General features: G+C 41.0%; 20 protein-coding genes and 1 tRNA gene. 2 read left to right on the top strand and 19 right to left on the bottom strand.

Annotation, left to right across the window (positions count from 1 at the left end; all coding sequences use genetic code 11):
- Positions 1-18: 18 nt before the first annotated feature.
- The gene (locus tag HXT32_RS01900; protein ID WP_285089276.1) at positions 19-1,095 is read right to left on the bottom strand and encodes an ATPase; all 1,077 of its coding nucleotides are present in this window, start codon (positions 1,093-1,095) and stop codon (positions 19-21) included.
- Positions 1,096-1,285: 190 nt separating this feature from the next.
- Positions 1,286-2,293, bottom strand: a complete 1,008-nt coding sequence (locus HXT32_RS01895; RefSeq protein ID WP_415707494.1) for a DMT family transporter — start codon at positions 2,291-2,293, stop codon at positions 1,286-1,288.
- Between the two features lie 345 nt (positions 2,294-2,638).
- On the opposite strand from HXT32_RS01895, the gene HXT32_RS01890 reads away from it, so the two are divergent.
- On the top strand, positions 2,639-3,043 hold the full coding sequence (locus tag HXT32_RS01890) for a pyridoxamine 5'-phosphate oxidase family protein (RefSeq protein ID WP_004106472.1): 405 nt from the start codon (positions 2,639-2,641) through the stop codon (positions 3,041-3,043).
- A 315-nt stretch (positions 3,044-3,358) separates the two neighbouring features.
- On the opposite strand, the gene HXT32_RS01885 is transcribed toward HXT32_RS01890, so the two are convergent.
- From HXT32_RS01885 to HXT32_RS01840, 10 genes are all read right to left on the bottom strand, one after another.
- Entirely contained in the window at positions 3,359-3,808 is a 450-nt protein-coding gene (locus tag HXT32_RS01885; protein WP_004108296.1) for a DUF3021 family protein, read from the bottom strand.
- Between the two features lie 90 nt (positions 3,809-3,898).
- Entirely contained in the window at positions 3,899-4,408 is a 510-nt protein-coding gene (locus tag HXT32_RS01880) for a LytTR family DNA-binding domain-containing protein (RefSeq protein WP_004108298.1), read from the bottom strand.
- 149 nt (positions 4,409-4,557) lie between these two features.
- Entirely contained in the window at positions 4,558-5,376 is an 819-nt protein-coding gene (locus tag HXT32_RS01875; RefSeq protein ID WP_004108300.1) for a histidine phosphatase family protein, read from the bottom strand.
- 24 nt (positions 5,377-5,400) lie between these two features.
- The gene (gene rsfS / locus HXT32_RS01870) at positions 5,401-5,805 is read right to left on the bottom strand and encodes a ribosome silencing factor (protein WP_004108303.1); all 405 of its coding nucleotides are present in this window, start codon (positions 5,803-5,805) and stop codon (positions 5,401-5,403) included.
- A gap of 36 nt (positions 5,806-5,841) precedes the next feature.
- Positions 5,842-7,251: a bifunctional UDP-N-acetylglucosamine diphosphorylase/glucosamine-1-phosphate N-acetyltransferase GlmU gene (gene glmU, locus HXT32_RS01865; protein WP_004108316.1), complete on the bottom strand. Its 1,410-nt coding sequence runs from the start codon at positions 7,249-7,251 to the stop codon at positions 5,842-5,844.
- Positions 7,252-7,365: 114 nt separating this feature from the next.
- Positions 7,366-7,436: transfer RNA gene (locus tag HXT32_RS01860), tRNA-Gln, on the bottom strand.
- A 91-nt stretch (positions 7,437-7,527) separates the two neighbouring features.
- The gene (locus tag HXT32_RS01855; protein ID WP_032837849.1) at positions 7,528-8,550 is read right to left on the bottom strand and encodes a ribose-phosphate diphosphokinase; all 1,023 of its coding nucleotides are present in this window, start codon (positions 8,548-8,550) and stop codon (positions 7,528-7,530) included.
- 96 nt (positions 8,551-8,646) lie between these two features.
- Complete coding sequence (nadD, locus tag HXT32_RS01850) at positions 8,647-9,459, bottom strand: nicotinate-nucleotide adenylyltransferase (RefSeq protein ID WP_004108320.1); 813 nt, start codon at positions 9,457-9,459, stop codon at positions 8,647-8,649.
- Positions 9,449-9,967: a hypothetical protein gene (locus HXT32_RS01845; protein WP_004108325.1), complete on the bottom strand. Its 519-nt coding sequence runs from the start codon at positions 9,965-9,967 to the stop codon at positions 9,449-9,451. The genes nadD and HXT32_RS01845 overlap by 11 nt, the downstream gene beginning before the upstream one ends.
- Before the next feature lie 38 nt (positions 9,968-10,005).
- A complete protein-coding gene (locus HXT32_RS01840; protein WP_103013846.1) occupies positions 10,006-11,283 on the bottom strand; it encodes a glutamate-5-semialdehyde dehydrogenase in 1,278 nt (425 codons plus the stop codon).
- 200 nt (positions 11,284-11,483) lie between these two features.
- Between HXT32_RS01840 and thrC the strand changes: the two genes are divergently transcribed.
- On the top strand, positions 11,484-13,010 hold the full coding sequence (gene thrC / locus HXT32_RS01835) for a threonine synthase (RefSeq protein ID WP_102703179.1): 1,527 nt from the start codon (positions 11,484-11,486) through the stop codon (positions 13,008-13,010).
- Between the two features lie 59 nt (positions 13,011-13,069).
- Here thrC and HXT32_RS01830 read toward each other — a convergent pair whose 3' ends face one another.
- The 7 genes from HXT32_RS01830 to HXT32_RS01800 form a co-directional block, all read right to left on the bottom strand.
- Positions 13,070-13,738: a regulatory protein RecX gene (locus HXT32_RS01830; protein WP_064621599.1), complete on the bottom strand. Its 669-nt coding sequence runs from the start codon at positions 13,736-13,738 to the stop codon at positions 13,070-13,072.
- Between the two features lie 31 nt (positions 13,739-13,769).
- Positions 13,770-14,909, bottom strand: coding sequence for a recombinase RecA (gene recA / locus HXT32_RS01825; protein ID WP_076002941.1), 1,140 nt, complete (start codon positions 14,907-14,909; stop codon positions 13,770-13,772).
- A gap of 205 nt (positions 14,910-15,114) precedes the next feature.
- Positions 15,115-15,804: a CinA family protein gene (locus HXT32_RS01820; protein WP_285089277.1), complete on the bottom strand. Its 690-nt coding sequence runs from the start codon at positions 15,802-15,804 to the stop codon at positions 15,115-15,117.
- Positions 15,805-15,915: 111 nt separating this feature from the next.
- Positions 15,916-16,596, bottom strand: coding sequence for a CDP-diacylglycerol--glycerol-3-phosphate 3-phosphatidyltransferase (gene pgsA, locus HXT32_RS01815; RefSeq protein WP_422119020.1), 681 nt, complete (start codon positions 16,594-16,596; stop codon positions 15,916-15,918).
- Positions 16,597-16,677: 81 nt separating this feature from the next.
- A complete protein-coding gene (locus tag HXT32_RS01810; protein WP_415697862.1) occupies positions 16,678-19,377 on the bottom strand; it encodes an FtsK/SpoIIIE family DNA translocase in 2,700 nt (899 codons plus the stop codon).
- A gap of 123 nt (positions 19,378-19,500) precedes the next feature.
- The gene (locus tag HXT32_RS01805) at positions 19,501-20,514 is read right to left on the bottom strand and encodes a class C sortase (RefSeq protein WP_116431608.1); all 1,014 of its coding nucleotides are present in this window, start codon (positions 20,512-20,514) and stop codon (positions 19,501-19,503) included.
- An 89-nt stretch (positions 20,515-20,603) separates the two neighbouring features.
- Positions 20,604-22,241, bottom strand: coding sequence for a SpaH/EbpB family LPXTG-anchored major pilin (locus tag HXT32_RS01800; RefSeq protein ID WP_116431607.1), 1,638 nt, complete (start codon positions 22,239-22,241; stop codon positions 20,604-20,606).
- Positions 22,242-22,274: the final 33 nt, after the last annotated feature.

The raw sequence follows: 22,274 nt of genomic DNA, 5'->3' as shown, positions 1-22,274 counted from the left end.
CAAGAACCAATTCGAAAATTAGTTACCATTGGCACTTCCAGATTGATCACCATTACCAGGAGAAGTTACATTGTTTGAAGAACCAGTAGATCCCGAAGATCCAGCAGATCCAGCACCTGCATCAGAACTATCAGCACCCGATCCACTATTCCCACTAGCAGCATCACCTGAATTCGTTCCTGAATCATTGTTAGTATCACTACCTAAATCATTATCGGAATGACCACCTGTCGAACTATCTGCATTTTCATTGCCATGTTCATCATTTTCATCTTCATTACCATCTTTACTATCAGAATCATCATGAGATTTCTTATGGTCTTGATTAGTATTCGTATTAAGACGTTGCTTAGGTTGTGGTTGATTTTGCTGTTGCTCATGACTAATTTCTTCAGGCTTATCAATATTGTCTGTGCCTTTTCCTTGTGTAAACAAAAGAACAGCACCTGCAGTAACAATAACAGCTATAAGAGCACTTATAACAGCAACAACAATTGTTGTACGATGATCGTTTCTATTTTGGTAAGATCCAGAAGAGTAACCGTAGTTTTCACTAACAACCTTAGATAACGGCACCGGCTCTGGAATTGTGCCTTCCGACAGTTCCATGTCTTCTTCATGCTGTTCACGTAATTTCGACAATTCCAAAATACGCGTATTTTCTAATTCTGGATTACGGACTTGCGAACTAACAGTGCGTCCAAATCTTGCATCTTGAACAGCCATATTTTTGTCATCTGAAGGATTAGTATTACACTGCAATGAATTTGATGAATATTGCATATGAATATCATCTCCAATTCTTTTAGAATCAACATTCTCTAAACCATTTGAACGCACACTAGAATCTGACACATTACTAAAATTAGACTGTTCTGTAGAAGTATTCGGATTTACTTCCGAAAGTTTACGCGATGAAGCGTGAATAACATTCTGATACAACTGCGATGCTACTGCTGAGACAATAGAACCAATAGCTACGCCAATAACTGAACCAGCAATACCAATTTTCGAAGCAAGTAAAAACGAAGTCACTGCAGCGAGCGATCCAGCTAATACTTGCGTAAACGATATGCCTTTGAAGAAATTCTTCACTTATGCACCTTAATTATTTATGCGAATATAATGCCAAAATGCATGGCAAATATGCAAATTCCACTACCAATATTATTACAACAATGATGGTATCACTCTACGCAAAAATTGCACAGTATTGTCAGAGCATTCTTACAACAAAATCACAAGTCTTATATACATAAAACTTAGCTACACAAAACTGAAATGCCTAAGACTTAGCAACCTCAAAATCTCTATTTTTATAAGAAAGCTCACAATTCGCTTTTTTATCACAATAATGCTCACCTAAGCTTGCAGTAATAATTGCAGCAAATATTAAAGCAAATCCCACAAAAGCCATGTTAGAAACATGCTCATGAAAAAGAACAGTAGAGAATAAAAGCGTGAACAAACTTTCAGTGCACATAATCACAGAAGCGTTTGCAGTAGAAAGATTCACCAAACTATAGTTTTGCATAATTTGTGCAACTACTGTTACTACTACTGTAAGGTAGAACATATTAGCAAAAATAGAGAAATGATTAGCAGCGTTAAAGTTTGGCAAAGGCTCACAAATAAGCGCACCAGCTACAAAAAGTACGCCTGAAACAACAAATTGCCCAAAAGTTAACGTAACTGGATTATATTTACGAGAATAATACGCAAGGAACGTAAGATTAAAAGCAAAAATTGCAGCACATAATAGAGTAAGAAAATCTCCATAAGACAATGTGAGCACAAGCATTCCAGGCTTTAATGCCACAAAACCTACTCCAGCAACGCACATAACTGCAGCTACTAATCCTAAAAGAGTTGGCTTTTTCTTGACGATTAACCAAGCAGAAAATGGCGTAATTACGCAATATGCTGCTGTCAAAAACGCGCTACGACCTGGATCAATTGAACGTAACCCTTCAGTTTGCAAAATTAAAGTAGCATAATACGTAATTCCAGTTAGCAAAGAAGGAACAATAAGCTTTTTTGTAAAAGTTTTACGAAGAGTACTGAAAAAAATAACAGCCATAATTGCGCAAGCACCAACCATACGAACGCCCATAAGCCATTGCACAGGAAACACTTCAAGAGCATATTTTGAAGAAACATAGCTGCCACCCCAAATAGCAGCACAAATCAACAACATAATCTGAGCAGTATGAACACTTTTACCTTGAGGCATGCCCGATTTATCCGAAAGCGGTTCAGCTATAGATTTAGCTGTTTCATATTTCACCTTCATAATGTTTCCCCTTCAACTATAAAAGTTGATTCTTTAAAATTTTTCTTTTATAAAGCGTTTTAGCTTATAAAATAGACAGAATAGCCGTAAAATCGTGAAAAGTACAACTTTCTGGCGTTCTTTCGTAAAATTTCCGATATACGCTTCAGAAAACAGTGGCAATCAAGTATTTTGCTGTATAAATTTCACCCACGAAACTATTGAAGAATTGGGTGATTTATATCACAACTTACAATTTTTTTACGCTACACGCTCGTATACACTTTTAAATCAGCGTAATGTAGCAATGTAGGCTTATAAATTGCGTACGAAGAAAGTGCGCAATCTTGTTAGGAAAGGAATATTATGGCAACTCTTAGCGCAGATATGAAAGAATTTATTGCGAATAATTTGGCTTGGATTGCAACAGTAAGCAAAGATGGCGAGCTTGATTTGGGACCAAAAATGTCTATGTTCGTACTCGACGACAACCACCTTGCCTACCACGAGCGCACTGCAGGTCAGCATTATAAGAACTTGCAAGACGGCAGCCAGCTGGTTGTAGCAGTTGCTAATTTGGCAGAAAAGAAGGGCTATCGCTTCCGCGGAACCGTCACCCTTCACACTGATGACGCGATTTACGAAGAGCAAGTGCGTGTGGCTGAAGAAAAAGGTACGAAGAAGCCGGCTGCAGTTCCAGTTATGGAAATCACTGAGATTCAGGACTTGACTTCTGGAGCTACTGCCGGCAAAACTATTGCAAAAGATTAGTGCGTCGTCATTCAGTCGTGTGGATATTAGTGTGGTAGAGATTTGAGATTTTTCGCACTGAACGAAGGACGCTCGCGCGGGTAACGCGCTCACTACGAAACTCGCGTTGGAAGTCCACTGGACTTCCAACTTAAGCGAGTTTCCGCTCCGAGTTGCCTTCGCGCGCTACGCTTTAAACGCTCAGGCAGGTCGTCGCGCAAAACGCCGAATTAGTACGTCTATAGTAGGCGTCATACAATATCGAGTGGCGTTCGTCCTCAACGGCGAAGATGAACACCACTCAATTCTTTACTTGATTATTTAGTTGTAACTATTTTACTTGCTTTCTTTACGCAATGCTTGCAGTCTAGTGTTCATTTCTTCCGCTTTCTTCTTCTCGAAGTAATAAATTATTGCAGCAATCGCAATCGGGAAAATAACAGTGAACGCAATCCATCCGCAAATCACAGCTGGCTCATCTTTGAACGAAATCCACCCAACAATCACCGATACAATAAATTGAATAGCAATTGGTGGTACTAGTGCAAAAACGAACTTTGCAAGATTTGACATACGCTCATTCGACCAAAAAATAGCGAATACTCCATAGCTTATGCCTATAACAAACGTTGCTACAGCATAAGATGCAATTCTGTTTCCAACCGCAGTATTTGCTAACAAGCTCGACACAAAACTGATTGCAGTAAAAATAGTGCACCCTATGCCAATGCCATTAACAATGTTTTTTACCATTGTTTTACCAAAAGTTGTAACTTGCTTTTCCATAATAATCGTTTCCTTTTTAAGTATTAAAATCTTGTATTAAAAAATTAGTATTAAAAATTTTGATAGTTTTATATTCAACTACGCTTAAAACTACATTCCTAAGCGCTTTTTGAACCCTGCTAAGCATCTGCGACTAATCCACTCAACGCTTCCGTCGTCCATTTTTACGCTCATACTTCCGCCGAATCCTGGATCGACTCGAACAATGCGATTCAAGTTCACGATTGCGGATTTAGATATGCGCACAAACGACGCGAATTGCGGATTGTCGAAATCCATTAGGCGCTTGTAAGAAACGCACTCACCTTTATCACTGTGAATGATTACGCGCGAATTTTCAACGCAAATCATAATCACATCCGGCTCGTGCATAACAATAATCGAATCGTTAATATAACCGTATATGAATGGATTATTATTGCTTAATTTATCTGAAGTATTAATTTCAGTATTATTTTCAGCACTTCTTACATTTGCATCATTTGAGTCAATGCTTTGTAACTGAGCGATAATGCGCTTAAGCTCATCGTCAATATTGTGAATTGACAACTGAACTGACTGCTCTTCCTCAGGCGGAACAATAGCAATAGTTACTTTCATCAAGCCTCCTTTCCGTGCACTACTGTTAGCGTTTGTTAGCTTTTTGTTTTGTAATTTTGACTATACGGCACTGTAAATAGTCTGTCTTTACAAAATCGCTAAACGGTAGCTTTCGGTAATTAAGCGGTAAAAAGGAGATATTACGCAGATTAAGCCGCCCCCCAAATGCGAATAAGACGCTGGCTTGTAGGGTCAGCTGCAGGACCTTGATCATAAGCATCCAAACGCCAATGAATCGAACCATCCGCGTTAAGACTTGGAATTAAGCGCGCCCAGCGACCATTTCCCATGCCACCAATCGTTTTGTAAGAAGGATCTACTTTATCTAATCCAAGCAGCTTATGAACAGTTTGCGAAAGGCAAGAGCCATGCGAAAACACTAGCAAATCGCGGTCTGCGCCAGTTTTGCGAGTCCAATCTTCTACTGCAGTAGCAGCGCGCTCTCCTACTTCCTGCTTAGCTTCAGCACCATGACGAAGCTCCCCGCCTTTACCTTCGACCCAAGCTTTGAAATCTTCCGGCCACTGTTCGCTAATCTGCTGGCGATTCAAACCTTCCCACTCGCCAAAGAAACGCTCGCGCACACCATTTTCAACTTGCACATGAAGCCCAATCTTATCTGCAAAAGCATGAGCTGTCTGCTGCGCGCGAATAAGCGGAGAAGCAATCGCCACAAAACTCGCGTCCGCTTCTTCCGCTGTAATGCGCACATGCTCAGCGCTGTTCGGATCCTTTGGATCTTCTAAGTCAGAAGCACCAAAAAACACGCGCAAAGCTTTTCCAGAGCGAGTTACCTGATCCATTCCAGACTCATCCAAAGCAATATCAATCATGCCTTGCAAACGGAACTGTGCATTATACGGAGTTTGACCGTGGCGAATAAGCATAACAGAACGAGCAATTCCTTCATGCGCACTATTAATGGAATTATTTACGTTACTCGCAACATTTTCTACGAAATCAACCATGGTTTGTACCGTACTTTCTTCTTATTATTCAGTTTTGCTAGAATCTTCAGTTTCGCTAGCATGCTCTGGCAGCTGCAAATCGATTGCCGGGCAATCATTCCACAGGCGTTCCAAGCGGTAGAATGCTCGTGCTTCCTCATGCATTACATGAACTACAAAATCGCCAAAATCAAGCAAAATCCACTGTGCTAATTCCAAGCCTTCACGAGATAAAGCCTTGCGTTTGTTGTCTTTCAAGTACAAGTCTTTTTCGATTTCTTCTGCAACAGCTAATACTTGACGCTCATTTGAAGCAGAAACAACTAACATAGCATCCGTAATACCAAGCAAATCGCTTACATCAAAAGCCTGCTCGTTCGTTGCTTTCAAACGGTCTGCAGCAGCGGCAGCAATACGAATTGCACTAATTGAACTTTCTAAAGCTGTCATAACGTTACTACTCCTTAATTCTCCAACAAACGCTTTTTAGCGTTCCCAAGCTGGCTTCCAATTTTCGATTACATGCTGAGTATTTTCCGAGTACACCATAGAATCAGCCGGAACATCGTGACGTACCACCGATCCAGCACCGGTAGTAACATCATCTCCCACAGTAACCGGTGCTACAAACAGGTTTCCTGCGCCAACGTGAGCACCAGAACCAATCGTAGTATGATTCTTATGCACTCCGTCATAATTTGCAGTAATCGTACCGCCGCCAATATTCGTATGCTCACCCAAATCAGCATCGCCAATATAGCTTAAATGAGGTACTTTAGTGCCATTTCCAATATGAGCTTTCTTCATTTCTACGAAAGCTCCTGCCTTACTTTCCTCACCAAGTACGTTTCCTACACGCAAATAGGTCCAAGGACCAATGTTTGCAGCCCTACAAATATGCGATTCCTGTACGCGCGAACGTTCAACCACAGCATCCTCATCAATTTGCGCATCAATAAGAGTCGTGTAAGGGCCAACTACAGCACCACTTGCAACTGTAGTACGACCTTGAAGGAAGCACCCAGGAAGCACAGTAACATCTTGTGCGAGCGTAACACTATCTTCAATCCAAGTAGTATCAGGGTCAAGAATAGTTACACCTTCAAGCATCCATTTTTCGCACACACGCTTATTATGTGCTTTTGCGAGCGCAGCTAATTGCACACGATTATTTACGCCCTCTACAGTAAGCGGATCTGGAGCAGACATTGCACCAACATGACCAAACTTTCGGGCATGTTCCAAAGCATCAGTCAAATAGAACTCACCTTGGGCATTTTGAGAGTTAAGATCTGCAATTGCGTCACATAATACAGTCGCATCGAATACATATACAGAAGTGTTCACTTCATGAATAGCAAGCTCTCCAGCATTTGCATCCTTATGCTCAACAATACGCAAAACGTCACCGTTTGCTTCGCGCACAATACGACCGTATCCAGTTGCATCGTCTAATACTGCTGTAAGAACTGTTGCCACATTGTTATTATTATTGTGAAAATCAACTAAAGACTGCAAAGTTTGCGTATCAAGTAGCGGCATATCGCTTGCGGCAATCAGCACAGCTCCTTTTAATGCTTCACCAGTTTCGTTTTTAGCAATTTCGTTAAGATCTTTAATAGCACATTGCACTGCTCTGCCGGTTCCAGGAGTTTCGTCCTGATTTACAATATGCACATTTTCGTTATAGCTAATAGCAGCAGCAGCTACGCGTTCAGCTTGAGCATGCACAACTACAGCTAGTTTTTTAGGATTTACGCCATTCATGGCATCCATAACACGATTGAGAAATGTTTTACCAGCAAATGGATGTAGTACTTTCGGAGTTTCTGAACGCATACGCGTCCCATCGCCTGCTGCCAAAATTATTGCCGCAGTTACATCATGCTTTTCCACGCATACGCTCCTTATACTATTTTAATAAATTTCGCTGTATGTAATTCTATTACTTATTAGCAGCGTTCAAAACAAAAAACGCCACTCGATTCAACGAGTAGCGCTTCAAGTAAGCTCCCTCACCTGGATTCGAACCAAGACAAAGGGTTCCAAAGACCCGTGTGCTGCCATTACACCATGAGGGAACGGCGGAAAAACCGCCAAGTCACTATTATGCCATAATATCGAAAAACGTCAAATTGGCGTGCCGAAAAGCAAACCGTACGAAATCAATACTTAAGCAAATAAGAATCCTTGTCCGTGATGCTCAGGATAAGTGTCGAAAAGCTTAGCAACCGAACCATCCTCAAACACTGCTTTAATAGCGCTTGCAAGAAGCGGAGCAATTGAAAGAACAGTCAAACCATCCCAACGCTTCTCTTCTGGAATTGGCACAGTATCAGTCAAAACAACTTCCCTAGCACCACAAGACTTCAAACGCTCGACTGCGGGACCAGAAAGCACGCCGTGAGTTGCAACAACTGTAACAGACTTAGCTCCAGCTTCCTTCAACACATTGCAAGCTCCTGCAATAGTTCCTGCAGTATCGATCAAGTCGTCAACCATAACGCAATCGCGTCCAGCAACGTCACCAACGACGCGATTTGCAACCGTCTTATTAGGGCAAGTGATATCGCGAGTTTTGTGCACAAAAGCCAAAGGACCACCACCTAAGCGCTGAGCCCACTGTTCTGCTACGCGAATACGACCAGCATCAGGAGACACAACAGTTACGTTTGCAAGATCATCGCGGAAACGATCACGTACGTAATCAACCAAAACTGGCATAGCAATCAAGTGATCAACAGGACCGTCGAAGAATCCTTGAGACTGAGCTGCATGCAAATCGACGCTCATAATGCGATCAGCACCAGCAGTCTTTAGCAAATCAAACATCAAGCGGCAAGAAATAGGTTCGCGACCGCGATGCTTTTTATCTTGTCGAGAATAACCAAGCAACGGGCATACTGCAGTAATTGAACGAGCAGAAGCCCTCTTCAAAGCGTCAATCATAATTAACTGTTCCATAATGGACTTGTTAACAGGATCACTGTGGCTTTGAAGCACGAATACATCTGTACCACGCACAGATTGCGTATAGCGAACATACATTTCACCATTAGCAAAATCGTATGCCGTAGTTTCAAGTACATCAATTCCAAGCTGATCAGCTACATCACGAGCAAGCTTCGGATGTGCGCGACCGGTAACGAGAACAAGGTTTTTATCTGGCTTTCCTTCAAGGACGATGCTCACCATATCTCCAAACATTAGTTCGCTTTAATTCGCGAAATGAACATAATCAATACTAACTTTTTGCACAGACGATAAACGACAAGCCTACAAAATCAATAATTACGCACGATATAAACCATGCTTAACTATGTATTGAACTACTCCATCTGGAACTAAATACCACACCGGCTCACCATGCTCAGCTCGACGACGAACATCAGTAGAAGAAATAGACAACGCTGGAATCTCTAAAATATCAACCGGCAAATGCGTAGAATCACAATGAACCATATCGTCACGATTCGCCGCAATACCAGTATCATTCGTATGCATTTGGCGAGGCATTAACGGAGAATTAGAATCTGCTAGCTTTTCTGGTCTCGAATAGCCAGGACGAGTAACAGCCACAAATCGAGCCAAATTCCACATTTCGCGCGCATTTTTCCATTGCATTATTTCAGCAATAGCGTCAGCTCCAGTAATAAAGAAAAGCTCAGCATCCGGATGCTGCGCGTGAATATCTTTCAAAGTATCAATAGTATAAGTAACTCCAGGGCGATCAATATCAACCCTAGAAACAGTGAACTTTGGATTTGATGCTGTTGCAATAACAGTCATTAAATAACGATCTTCTGCATTCGTAACTTTTTTATCAAGCTTAAAAACAGGCCTACCGGTAGGAACGAAAATAACTTCGTCAAGATCATAAACCCAAGCAACTTCTGAAGCAGCAACCAAGTGGCCATTGTGTATTGGATCGAATGTGCCGCCCATAATTCCAATGCGCTGACGTTCATGCACATTGCCACGAGCAGAAGTACGTTTATGAACTGAATTCACAACCGCAGGAGGAGCCGCTTCTTTACCAGTAAACGCGCCATGAAATAGGTCAGACATGCGACGTTCTGCATCTTCGTGAATTTCAGGACTCATTCGCTTCAGATTCCTTGTCTTCCACTTGAGTTTCATTCACTAATCCAGATGCAACATTTGCGCTATCCGGATTAATATTGCCCATTTCTTCATCCCACTCATCTTTTACAACACGCTGGATTTCGGCAAAAGTTGGAAGAGGGAAATCTGGTTGATATGCACCACGAATTTTCGCTACAGATTCCGAAATTTTAGCAAGCATGGATGTCATGCCATCAATATCATGATCACGTTCTAATTCGCTAAACTTAATAATATTCTTTTCCATATTGCGAACATTTTTAAGAACATTATTAAACGAAGTTTCATCAGGAATAGTCACATCATTCGAATCAGAATCTGGCCAGCCCATCAACACTGCGTCAGCATACTCAAGCGATGAACGTTGCGATGCAGAAGCAATACCATCTTCAATTTGCACCAAAAAAACATATCGCACAATGGACAAACGTTCAGCAGCAACATCAAGCGCCTCAGCTGTACTCAAATTCACGTCATTATTAGGCATACTCTTACCTTACCGCCACGTAACTATTAAAACCAGTACTACTCGCGTATCTGCCCATCTCCGTAGCCGATCCATTTGGTTGTTGTCATTTCAAGCAAACCCATAGGGCCTCTCGCATGCAATTTTTGCGTAGAAATACCAAGTTCTGCGCCGAAACCAAATTCGCCACCATCCGTAAAGCGCGTTGAAGCATTTACCATAACTACAGCAGAATCAACACTTGCAATAAAACTTTGAATAGTTGAATAATCTTCAGCAATAATGGTTTCAGTATGGCCAGTAGAATATTTCGCAATATGAGAAGCTGCATCAGTATAATCATCTACAACTTTCACACCCATATTCAGCGACAAATATTCTCGCTTCCAATCTTCCTCAGTGGCACACTCAAGCTGCAATCTTTGAATATTAGCGGATTGCAAAATATCGTAAGATTTATCGTCTGCATGTAAAATTACATTATGCTCAGCTAAAGCAGCAGCGATTTTTGGCAAAAATTCTTGCGCAACAGCTTTATGCACTAATAATTTTTCAGCAGTATTGCACACGCCCACTCGTTGCGTTTTTGCATTAATAATAATAGGTATAGCTTTTTTAATATCAGCGCTTTTATCTACATAAATATGTACGTTTCCAGCTCCAGTCTCAATAACAGGGACCGTAGATTCTTGAACAACTGCTGCAATAAGATTTGCGCTACCTCTAGGCACAAGCACATCAATATGACCGTGAGCATGCATCATTGACGTAGCTCCGTCTCTTCCTAAATCATCAACAGACTGAATCAAATCAGCACTAAAGTTAGAATTTTTAAGAACCGATTGTATAACTTCAATACTCGCCTGATTCGTATGGAGAGCCGCGCTTCCACCACGCAAAATCGCAGCATTTCCAGATTTAATACACAAAGCAGCTACATCAATAGTTACGTTTGGACGAGCTTCGTAAATCATTCCCATAACGCCCATTGGAACTCGAATTTGCGAAAGTTTAATGCCATTAGGAAGAGTGTATCCGCGAACAACCTCTCCTACAGGATCTTGCAATTGTGCAATTTTTCGCACGCTTTTTGCAGAAGCTTGGATTCGCTCTTCGTCAAATTTAAGCCTGTCGAGCTTTCCAGCATCCATTCCTTTAGCTTCAGCTTCTTTAAGATCTTTTTTGTTAGCCTCAGCAATATTTGAAGCTGAAGATTCTAAGGCATCTGCCATTTTTTCGAGAAGCGCATTTTTTGCGCGAGTGTCTGCATGAGCAAAATTACGCCACGCTTTGCGCGCACAATCCGCACGAGCATTCACTAAATCATCAACAGACAACGTTTCCCCCTATAGATTATTTGCCTAATCGCCAATTAATTAATAGTAAAACAAAAGCATTTATACATATGAGATTAGCACACGCCCATTCGCCCAGCACTTCAGGTACCATAATTTGATATAAGTTGTGTAAATAATTTACATAAATAATCTATGTAAGTAAAAAATATTCTCTATAAACAGACGGTTACGGAGTTATTATGGCATCAGATACAACTATTTTCCATAGCACTCGTTCGCTTAAGCCAACATGCACTTCAAAAGAAGCAATACGTAAAGGAATTGCTGAAGATGGCGGATTATTTGTAGCCGATAGCCTTGGTAGCGAGCGTTACGATATTTCTAAATTGCAAGGCAAATCGTATCAAGAAATTGCGCAAGATATTTTACAACTGTTACTGCCAGATTATACTTCAGAAGAGCTTTCTTCTTGCATTAAACTGGCATACGGCAATCAATGGGCTAATAACGCTATTACTCCACTCCAGCAGCTTGGAAACACTCGCGATTTTGTGATGGAACTTTTCCATGGTCCTACATGCGCGTTTAAAGACGTTGCTTTGCAAATGTTGCCACAATTAATGTCTCGCACTAAAACTCAACACGAAAACGAATCTGATATTGAAAAAAGCGTTATGATTCTAACTGCAACTTCTGGAGATACAGGTAAAGCTGCTTTGGCTGGTTTTGCTGATGTTCCAGGCACTTCTATGGTTACTTTTTATCCAGAAGGAAAAGTTAGCCGCGTTCAAGAATTGCAAATGACTACGCAGGTGGGCGAAAATGTGAAAGTTTGCGCAGTTCGAGGCAATTTTGACGATGCTCAAACTGGCGTAAAACAGATTTTCACCAATAGTGAGCTTAATAAAAATATTGAAGAATCTGCGAATACTGAATTGTCTTCTGCTAATTCAATAAATGTTGGACGACTCGTGCCGCAAGTCGTGTACTATTTTGCGGCTTATAAGCAACTTGTTGAGCGTAAAGCAATAGCTCTTGGAGACGAAGTTGAGTTTTGCGTACCAACCGGCAATTTTGGCGATATTCTTGCTGGATATTACGCAAAAATGCTTGGTCTTCCTGTAAAACATCTTATTGTTGCAAGCAATAGCAATAATGTTTTGTTTGATTTTTTGGTAAGCGGCACTTATAACCGTCAGCGCTCATTCCATCACACTGTTGCTCCTTCTATGGATATTTTGGTTTCTTCTAATTTGGAACGAATGCTTTATTACATGTGCGATAAAGACACGCGTTTAATACAAATGCTTATGAACGATTTACAGCAGTGGGGCGCTTTTGAGATTCCAGAAAATGTGCTTGCAAAGATTCGCTCACTGTTTGGCTGCGGTTGGGCAAATGAAGATCAAATTCGCGAAGCTATTTATGACTGCTGGAACAAGTACAAGTATGTGATCGACCCACATACTGCTTGCGGATTCTTCGTTATGCAAAATATTCCACATGACGAAAGCACACCTAGAGTATTGCTAAGCACTGCAAGCCCATACAAATTCCCTCGCGTTGTTGCTGAAGCTTTGAATATTGAGCATGTGCAAGATATGAATGATTTCAAATGCATGGACGCTCTTAGTAAAGCTACAGGAACTAAAGCTCCAAGCATGCTTAGAAATCTTGAAAATAAAACTCCACGCTTTAATGATGTTATTAATGTTGAAGATATGCCTGAGTATGTTTTAGCTCAAGCGCATAATTTCGCAAAATAATCATAAAGTTTTAAGCGAAAGAGGCTGGTTTACTTGTATAATCCAGCCTCTTTTACTATTCATTCGTTATTACTTTCGAATAAAGCTGCATACACTTCGTTAATAACGTTTAAATCATGACCTTTTCTTGCAGCTGCTGCGAAAAATCTTCGTCTTCGAACTAAAGGCTCAAGATTTCTCGTGCGCGAAGCCGTTTTGCGACCGAGTTCCCACGCTGCTTCAGTGAATACTCCAGAGTTTTGAGCAGAAGCTACATTTTGTGAAATAGCAGCAGGATCAACATTTTTACGCTGCAATTCCATTCGAGTAGCTCTAGCACCAAGAAGCCTCACTGCGCAAGAGCGAATCACCATTTGAGCGTATTGATTGTCATCAAGAAGATGCAATTCAAGCAAGCGATGAATAACCGCGTCAACAGCAACTTCCGTGTAACCTTTTTCTTTAAGCCTTTTGCGCATGTTCATCACAGAGCGAGGAGCATAATCTAAAAGCCTTAAAGCAGCTTCCCTGCAATCATCTTCACTACTATTGCAAAGTTCGTCGCTTAAATCACTTACTTTAGCGTTTTTTACATACGGCATGTTTTTTGTATTATTTTTTGCGCTTAAAAGTACTGACTTATGCGATATTTTTTTGCGAGTATGTGTCACTACACTATTACTTTCGTCATTTTCTTCAGCACGCTCTACTGGATGATCGCGAAGAAAATTCTCTACACTAATAGGCATATTGCATTCGCTTTACACTGTAATCTTATTATTACTTCGATTCGGATGACTTTTGTGCAGAATTTTTAGCTACAGAATCATCATCGAATTGATCTAGTTCAGAATCTTCAGCGAATTGATCTTCAGGATGCATTAAACCTAACGAAGCTTTGACTTTTTCGCTAATTTCTTCAGTAATAGCTGGATTATCTTTCAAGAATTTACGGACGTTTTCACGACCTTGTCCAAGCTGCTCACCTTCATAAGTAAACCAAGAACCAGATTTCTTAATAACTTCAGCTTGCAGTCCCATATCGATAACAGAACCTTCAGTCGAGATACCTTCTCCGTAAAGAACATCAAACTCAGCAGTTTTGAAAGGCGGAGCCATTTTATTCTTGACAATCTTAACTTTAGTTCGGTTGCCAACAGCTTCTTCGCCCTCTTTAATAGTAGAAACTCTGCGAATATCCATACGCACAGACGCATAGAACTTCAAAGCTTTACCACCAGTGGTAGTTTCAGGATTACCAAAGAATACGCCAATTTTTTCACGAAGCTGATTAATAAAAATAGCAGTAGTGCCAGCTTGTGAAAGAGCACCAGTCATCTTACGCAACGCCTGACTCATTAAGCGAGCTTGTAAGCCCACATGACTATCTCCCATATCGCCATCGATTTCAGCTTTAGGAACTAATGCCGCTACAGAATCAACAACAATAACATCTAACGCACCAGAACGAATAAGCATATCAGCAATTTCCAATGCCTGCTCACCATTATCTGGCTGAGAAACAATAAGAGCATCCGTGTCTACTCCAAGCTTTCGCGCATAGACAGGATCCAACGCATGCTCAGCATCAATAAATGCCGCTACCCCACCATTTTTTTGAGCATTTGCAACAATATGCAAAGCAAGAGTTGTTTTACCAGAAGACTCAGGACCGTAGACTTCAACTATTCGCCCTCTAGGAACACCGCCAATCCCCAAAGCAGTGTCCAACGCTAATGAACCAGTAGGAATAACTTCTACATCTTGCATAGGTCTATCACCTAAGCGCATTGCAGAACCTTTTCCATATTGTCGTTCAACATTGGCTAAAGCAGTTTCTAACGCTGCTTGGCGACGTGGATCTGTTTTATCCGCATCAATAAGGCGATTAACACTGCCTTTACTTTTTGTTTGCGCCATGTATGCTACTCCTTTCGCATGCCGTTATGTATCGAACGACCTTAGTTCCATACTAGATTCAAGTACAAGCATTTTTGTGCAATGTGGATAAAACATTTAATCCAAGCACTTAAACACTTAACTCAGCTTAAATCATCACGACAAACATAAGTATACTACATATGCGAACATTTGTTCGATAGCGCGTGTCTTGATTACACCCCAACTACTTACAATCTTCGACATAAGCAATCAAGTCATTAGCTATTCTCAATAACTGAAATACAGTAGATTCGCGAACTTCTTGACGACTGCCAGATAATCTCAATTCAAAAACAAAAGCAGCACTTGATGGCGCAATTTTAGTTACGCTTTGACTTTCGATTTGAGCAAAATCATAATCATAGACGTTACTCACACAGCCATTTTCAAGTTCTTTACGAGCTACATCTTTAACAGAATCCATAACATCACTAACTTGAGGCAAAAATATTCCAACATAAACTAAACCTGCTGGTTTATTACCATCAGGACCAGGACCTGCAACACCAGTTGTAGACAAGCCAATAATAGGAAAATTTGCACAACACTCACAATCTTCCTCATACGCCCATCCACTGCCACGATATATTTGAGCAGCTCCAATCGCCATTTGAAAAGCAACATCCTGGTAAACCGCGCCTTCAGATTGTAAAAGATTAGAATTTACGCCAAGAATTTTGGATTTAGCATGAATATCATAAGTGACAGCAGATCCACAAAAAACTCGTGACGCACCAGGAACAGAAACAAAAGCATCAGCCAAAAGCCCGCCAGTTAACGACTCTGCTGAAGCAATATGCATTCCTTTAATAAAACTTTTTTCCAATAGATCCGCAGCTAAAGAAACTGTATTAAAACCTGAAGAATTATTCATAATACGCTCGATATGATTGTAGCTTACGATTTTCCAAAACATAAACCCTTTAGGGATAATCTATGAAAAACCGTAAGCTACAAACAAGAAGTTTAACTCGTTATATTTTATTTACTTCACAGGAGACAAAGGCACTGCATTTTTTGCATCATCAACTTGAGATTCGCTATTTGAAGAACCCTCAAAGAAAGCACTATAGACATACAAAACTGCAGAATAGAAAGCAAAGCCCAAAGAAATACCAAGCAAGCCAAAAGCAACTGCATAGTAAGAAACCATCCAAGAAGGCAATGGATTAGCATGAAGAGTTGCAACAAGAGGTGCAATAATCATTGCAATACCAATCGACTGCGTAAGAGTCTTATATTTTCCTGCAGAGGATGCAGCAATTACCCTTCCACGAACATGAACAACATAAATTCGCACAAGAGTAATGGCAATTTCGCGAATCATGAACAAGATGGTTATCCACCAATAAATTTCGCCGAAAACAGAAGCAATAATAAGCGCAGCTAAAATAAGAATTTTATCCGCAATTGGATCAAGCAACTTACCTAATTCTGTAACCTTATGATATTTACGAGCCATCCACCCGTCAAGCTTATCCGTAGAAGCAGCTACAACAAACAGCACAAACGCAGCCCAACGCAACGAAACTGAATCAAAACCCCATATACCTGCTTTCAAATATAAAACAATAAAAACAAGCGAAAGCACGATACGGATATAAGTCACAATATTTGGAGCATAATTCCAGCCAGCAAAAAATGATGACTTAGCTTTTTTCTTCATACACATAACCTTCATTCTACTGCAAAGTAAAAACTTCTAGCACATCACACAACTTGGTGTTGTACACAACAATACAATATCTTATAACGAATCTGACTCACCACGAATAAAAGCCAAAACTTTTGGCAAATCTTCCGGCTGAACCAAAACTTCGCGAGCTTTAGAACCTTCAGAAGGTCCCACTACTCCTCGAGATTCAAGCAAATCCATCAATCGACCTGCCTTTGCAAAGCCAACGCGCAACTTGCGCTGAAGCATTGAAGTAGAGCCAAATTGCGAGCTAACAACAAGCTCAGCAGCCTGAAGCAACTCATCCATATCGTCGCCAATATCGCTAGTTTTAAGCTTGCTTTGAGCTTGAGCATCAGCTTTTTGAGCCATTTGCTCAATATCTTCACGATACTTTGGCTTGCGCTGCGTGCGAACATACTCAACAGCCTTACGAATTTCAGATTCACTCACCCACGAACCCTGCACACGCTGAGGCTTAGCAGCACCCATTGGAAGGAACAAAGCGTCGCCTTGACCAATCAAGGTTTCTGCGCCAACAGTATCGAGAATAACCCTTGAATCAGTAGCAGACGAAGTAGCAAAAGCCAAACGAGAAGGAATATTCGCCTTAATTAAACCTGTTACAACATCAACAGACGGACGCTGAGTAGCGAGAACCAAATGCACACCTGCAGCTCGAGCAAGCTGAGTAATACGCTGAATAGAACTTTCCACATCGTTCTTAGCAACCATCATCAAATCAGCCATCTCATCTACCACCACAAGTAAATACGGGTATGGAGCAACTTTTCGCTCAGATCCAGCCGGAGCATGAACCTTTCCTTCACGAACAGCCTTGTTGAAATCTTTAACATGACGGAAACCAAAGAATTGCAAGTCGTCGTAGCGAGCATCCATCTCTTTAACAACCCACTCAAGAGCCTGCGCAGCCTTCTTAGGATCCGTAATAATCGGAGTAAGCAAATGCGGAATGCCAGCATAAGCAGAAAGCTCCACGCGCTTAGGATCGACCATAATCATGCGAACTTGTTCAGGAGTTGCCCTCATAATAATCGAAGTAAGCATTGAGTTAATGAAACTCGACTTACCAGAACCAGTAGCACCAGCAACAAGCAAATGCGGCATTTTATCGAGAGCTGCAGTTACGAAATGACCTTCAACATCTTTTCCAACGCCTGTAAGCATAGGATTAGGGTCATTCATAGCTTTTTGCGAGCGCAGAACATCTCCCAAATGCACAATTTCGCGGTCGACGTTTGGAATTTCAATACCAATAGCAGACTTTCCTGGGATTGGCGACAAAATACGCACATCCGTACTAGCTACAGCGTATGCAATATTTTTTTGCAAATTCGTAACTTTTTCAACTTTTACACCAGGACCAAGCTCAACCTCGTACTGCGTAACAGATGGGCCTCTAAGGAATCCAATAACGTGAGCGTCAACGTCAAACTGTTCGAAAGTAGAAGTTAACGCGCGAATAACGTTATCGTTTGCTGGAGTTCTCGCAGCATGAGGCTTGCCATAAGCCAAAAGATTCAAATCAGGGAGCTTGTAAGGTTCAGAGGAAGAATCAAAAGAAGGCTCATTATTATTGCCAGCACCACTTTCACTGCCGGCAGCATTTTCATCATCTGAATCTTCCTGATCCCTGCGATATTGATCCATACGTTCAGCTGGAATACTTGACCACGGATCGCTTGCAGATAAAGAGGAATCACTCATAGGAGCTTTTGGCAATATTTCTTCAGGAACAGGCTTTGATGAAGATGAAACACTTCTAGGTGTAAGTTGACTCGAATTATTATCAGCATTTTCAAATTGAGAATTATTTGCAGCATTATTATCTGAAAAGCTGCTCACAGTTCTTGCTTTACGAGGTTCAACTCTTTCAAGATTATCTGCACTATTACCGTGAGAAGCAGCATGCGAAAATGCATCATCGCCGGCGTATTCGTCAAGCAATTCCCCATTATTATTGTTGTTTTTAGGCTTAAAGAATGATTTAAACAGTTTCAATACAGAAGACATTTGAGAAGATCTGCTATTATTTTTAGGCGATTCTTCATTGTGAGTTGGCACATCATCTGCAAATTCCAAAGAATTGGTTTTGCTGTCAGAATTATCTTCTGCAGAGTTTCCTAAATCTTCAGAAGACTTTTTACTGTTATATTTAGCAAAAATAGTAGCAACACTTTGAGCTATATCAGTTACATGAAGGCGAGCAATCATTAATATCGAAAAAATAGCAGCTACTACAAAAATAATAATTGCAAAAATACGAGAAAGACCCCACGATAGCGGAGATCCGAGCACAAAACCTAATAACCCACCTGACTTCTGTACAGTGTCTAAATTAAACGCTTTTCCGCGAGGTGCAGAAGAAATATCAAGAATTGAGCAAACAGACAACAATAGAATAATAAATCCGCTAATAACACGAGGATTACCAGAGCCAACTCCACTGTTACGCATCAACCTAAAAGCAACAACGCTTAACCACACAGGCAGAACAACGCTCATAATTCCAAGCAAACTAGAAGACACAAAATGGAGACCTACTCCAATAAACCCACTAACTCTAAACCATTCTGATGCGCAGAACAAAATCGCAAGAACAAGCATAACGAAGCACAAACCGTCCCTGCGATATGCCTCATCGTATTCTCCAACACCAAAAAGCGAGCGCACTAACTTTCCTAAAGTTCTAGGCACAAACAGGAGAATTGTCTCCCACAATGGTTCACTAGGTGAAGCCTTACCAGCCATAAATACTCCTTCTGCACCATGTGCTATTTAGTACGCCATGTCATCATCAACATACATATTCGTAACCATACCAGTCTACTCCATAGACTGAGGTTATCTAAATGAAGCGGTTGCAGCTGAGTTTTATTTACTGCCAACATGCATTCCTTGCGGCGCAATATTATTATTACGACGTTTTCGAACTATAGCAATAATCATTGTGGCAAGAACCACCGCGCAACTTATTAACGCTATAAGGAACATCGTCATCCAGAATGACCACTGAAGATGATCTTCTGGAGCATGCGCTGGGTCCGGCAGCACACGATACCCCGTCACTAGCAATCTATGCGAGTTAACACCATACGGCGTACATGTAAGCAAAGTCGCTAAATCACGACCCTTTTCACGCTGCAACAAACTAATATCTTCTGGGTCTACAACATTAATGCGAAACACCCTATAGCGCATTGTATAGCCCTGTACATCAATGTAGAAGTAGTCCCCACGCTTCATATCGATTAAACCGTCAAACATGGTTGCTGTAGGCAAACCAGTATGAGCTGTGATAACAGTATGCCTGTTTTTGCCGCCCACTGGCAAATCTGTACCACACAAGTGCCCTGCTCCGCGAGCTAGAACATCGCGCGAAGCACCATGATAAATCGGTAGTTTTACGCCTATTTTTGGGATTTTTATAATTCCCATAATTCCCATTGGTTCGTCTAGTTGTTTGATATATGACTTATAGTCTGCTGTTTTTTTGTAATTGTCACTACCATCATACGGATCGGCTGTAAAAATTTTTTTTCTGCGAGCATTGTATTTTCGCGCACTTTTTAGAATAGATTGTCGCACGCTAGCGGCTTGATTATAAGTTACTTTGTCGTAATCTATGGAAATTTGTTTAGACACGTGATTATTCCACAGTGTTGATGCCACTGGGTAGGTGAAGCATAGAATTGCAGCTAGCGCCAGAATGATTGGTTCAATAACGCATTTAAAAACAGATTTTTTGGAATTTGCAGAATTTGAGTCTGCAGAAGATTCGTTTGCAGACGATTCATTGGGAGTGGATTTAAGAATATGTAAGCCTGCTAATCGCTCTACTCTTTCTAAGCTACTGCGGCAAGCTTTTGCAAATTTAGTAAAACTCATAAATCCACTTCCAAAAAGTAAAATAGGGGGCTAAGCAAATACCGCCCAACCCCCTGAGTTTTTTATAATATATTTACGTTAGAAGAATACTAAGCGCGCTTCTTATCTTCTTCTTTGCGATTGTTACGAGTGTAAATAAACACGCTTGCAGCAATCAAAACAATTCCAGCAATAGCGAAAATAAACACGCCATAAGCACCGGTCTTTGGAAGCTTGAACCAGTGGTCGATGTTATTGCTCGTTGGAACATCCTTGAACGAGTAAACAAACGTCTGCGAATTTTTATCATAGCCAGCAGCAGAGGTATAAGTCGTAGGAATAGTAACTTCTTCAACCTTTGGAGCCAAGACATAGTTGTCTGGAGCCTTAGTTTCCACAACGTAGAACTTTTGTCCAACCTTTGCTTTAAATCCAGCTGCTGTCAAACCAGTATCAGCAGTTTCAGTATCAGTAGCAAAGCCCTTAGAAGACTTGTTCTTGCACTTATCTGTAGAACGAGAAGCGTCAGCTGCGCATGCGTCAGCCTCAGTTTTCTTTGCAAACACAGCAAACTTAGCACCCTTAATAGCTTTTCCGTCAGTGCTGCTTATCTTCTTGATCTGGAATTTAACAAGAGTTACCTTAGAATCTGGATTTGGAGTTGGATTAACAGGTTTTGGTTGATCTTTTACAGGAGTACCTTTCTTATATCCTGGCTGATAACCATACTTGTTAACGAGTTCGCCAGCTGGAGCATCTGCCTTAAGAGTGAATTTAAGCTCAACAGTTAACTTTGCATTAGGCGAAGTCTTAAGAGCATTAGCAATTTCGCCAAGACCTGCATCTGTAAACGATACGGTAATACGCTGACGAGTATTATCACCAGGCGTTGCAGCAACCGCTACCTTATACCTATCCTCTTTACCGGTAGAATTCTTAATTTCCGTAGTGCCAATCTTAACGCTTTTAACTACATCTTTATTAGAATCATAAGCAGACTTCAATGCGTCATCCCACACAGCAAAGCCTTGATAATCATCAGTCGTACGATCTTTAACAGGCGTACCACTAGTTGTAACTACAGAAGTTGAAATAGTATATGGCAAATCATCCTTTGTACCAACCATTCCTGTAGTATCAACAGTCTTCTTAATAGCATCCTTGGTATAAGCGTTCTTAGGATCAACCTTCACATCATAGGTGTATGTTGTCTTACCAGATTCATTGGTGATTTGTGGAATGGTCATAAAGAATGGCTGCGGAAGCTTTTCGTATCCATCCGGAACACTTGTTTCTTCAACCTTGTATAAGCCGATACCCAATTTATCAAACTTTGCAACACCATTATCATTTGTAGGATTTTCAGTTTCATTATCAAAGCTTAAACCAGCAGAAGAATCATTTGGATTAGCATTAAGAGTTGGAACCTTAGCAGCAACATCAAGCCACTGATCGTATTTTGTTAAATCAAAGTTGGTTACTTTGTAAACCTTGAACTTTGCACCCTTAACAGGAGTTGCCTTCTTCTGATTACCTTTCTCATCGGTTTCATCCTTATACTTAGTGATAGTAATGGAACCAGTCAGCTTCTTACCAGCTTCAGACCAAGGTGCTGGCTTAGCAGATTCAGCACTTGGACTATTAGCAAATGCTATGTTGTTTGCCACCACAGCACCGGCAACGCACAGCGTGCCAGCCATTGCGAGCGAGGCGAATGCTGCCACGCATTGTTTAGTGAATTTGTTCATATTCATTCCTTTCATAAATGCTGTTTCCAGCAA

It is taken from the genome of Gardnerella sp. DNF00747 (assembly GCF_049262675.1).
Lineage (GTDB): Bacteria > Actinomycetota > Actinomycetes > Actinomycetales > Bifidobacteriaceae > Bifidobacterium > Bifidobacterium swidsinskii.
Note: the sequence above shows the minus strand (reverse complement) of the source record. Positions and strands in the feature narration are given on the sequence as shown.

What these genes read in the sequence shown, in the direction of transcription:
- HXT32_RS01895 (WP_415707494.1), bottom strand. Translation starts at nt 2,293, where the DNA reads ATGAAGGTGAAATATGAAACAGCTAAATCTATAGCTGAACCGCTTTCG.
- HXT32_RS01890 (WP_004106472.1), top strand. Translation starts at nt 2,639, where the DNA reads ATGGCAACTCTTAGCGCAGATATGAAAGAATTTATTGCGAATAATTTG.
- HXT32_RS01885 (WP_004108296.1), bottom strand. Translation starts at nt 3,808, where the DNA reads ATGGAAAAGCAAGTTACAACTTTTGGTAAAACAATGGTAAAAAACATT.
- HXT32_RS01880 (WP_004108298.1), bottom strand. Translation starts at nt 4,408, where the DNA reads ATGAAAGTAACTATTGCTATTGTTCCGCCTGAGGAAGAGCAGTCAGTT.
- HXT32_RS01875 (WP_004108300.1), bottom strand. Translation starts at nt 5,376, where the DNA reads ATGGTTGATTTCGTAGAAAATGTTGCGAGTAACGTAAATAATTCCATT.
- rsfS (WP_004108303.1), bottom strand. Translation starts at nt 5,805, where the DNA reads ATGACAGCTTTAGAAAGTTCAATTAGTGCAATTCGTATTGCTGCCGCT.
- HXT32_RS01855 (WP_032837849.1), bottom strand. Translation starts at nt 8,550, where the DNA reads ATGGTGAGCATCGTCCTTGAAGGAAAGCCAGATAAAAACCTTGTTCTC.
- nadD (WP_004108320.1), bottom strand. Translation starts at nt 9,459, where the DNA reads ATGAGTCCTGAAATTCACGAAGATGCAGAACGTCGCATGTCTGACCTA.
- HXT32_RS01845 (WP_004108325.1), bottom strand. Translation starts at nt 9,967, where the DNA reads ATGCCTAATAATGACGTGAATTTGAGTACAGCTGAGGCGCTTGATGTT.
- thrC (WP_102703179.1), top strand. Translation starts at nt 11,484, where the DNA reads ATGGCATCAGATACAACTATTTTCCATAGCACTCGTTCGCTTAAGCCA.
- HXT32_RS01830 (WP_064621599.1), bottom strand. Translation starts at nt 13,738, where the DNA reads ATGCCTATTAGTGTAGAGAATTTTCTTCGCGATCATCCAGTAGAGCGT.
- recA (WP_076002941.1), bottom strand. Translation starts at nt 14,909, where the DNA reads ATGGCGCAAACAAAAAGTAAAGGCAGTGTTAATCGCCTTATTGATGCG.
- HXT32_RS01820 (WP_285089277.1), bottom strand. Translation starts at nt 15,804, where the DNA reads ATGAATAATTCTTCAGGTTTTAATACAGTTTCTTTAGCTGCGGATCTA.
- pgsA (WP_422119020.1), bottom strand. Translation starts at nt 16,596, where the DNA reads ATGAAGAAAAAAGCTAAGTCATCATTTTTTGCTGGCTGGAATTATGCT.
- HXT32_RS01810 (WP_415697862.1), bottom strand. Translation starts at nt 19,377, where the DNA reads ATGGCTGGTAAGGCTTCACCTAGTGAACCATTGTGGGAGACAATTCTC.
- HXT32_RS01805 (WP_116431608.1), bottom strand. Translation starts at nt 20,514, where the DNA reads ATGAGTTTTACTAAATTTGCAAAAGCTTGCCGCAGTAGCTTAGAAAGA.
- HXT32_RS01800 (WP_116431607.1), bottom strand. Translation starts at nt 22,241, where the DNA reads ATGAACAAATTCACTAAACAATGCGTGGCAGCATTCGCCTCGCTCGCA.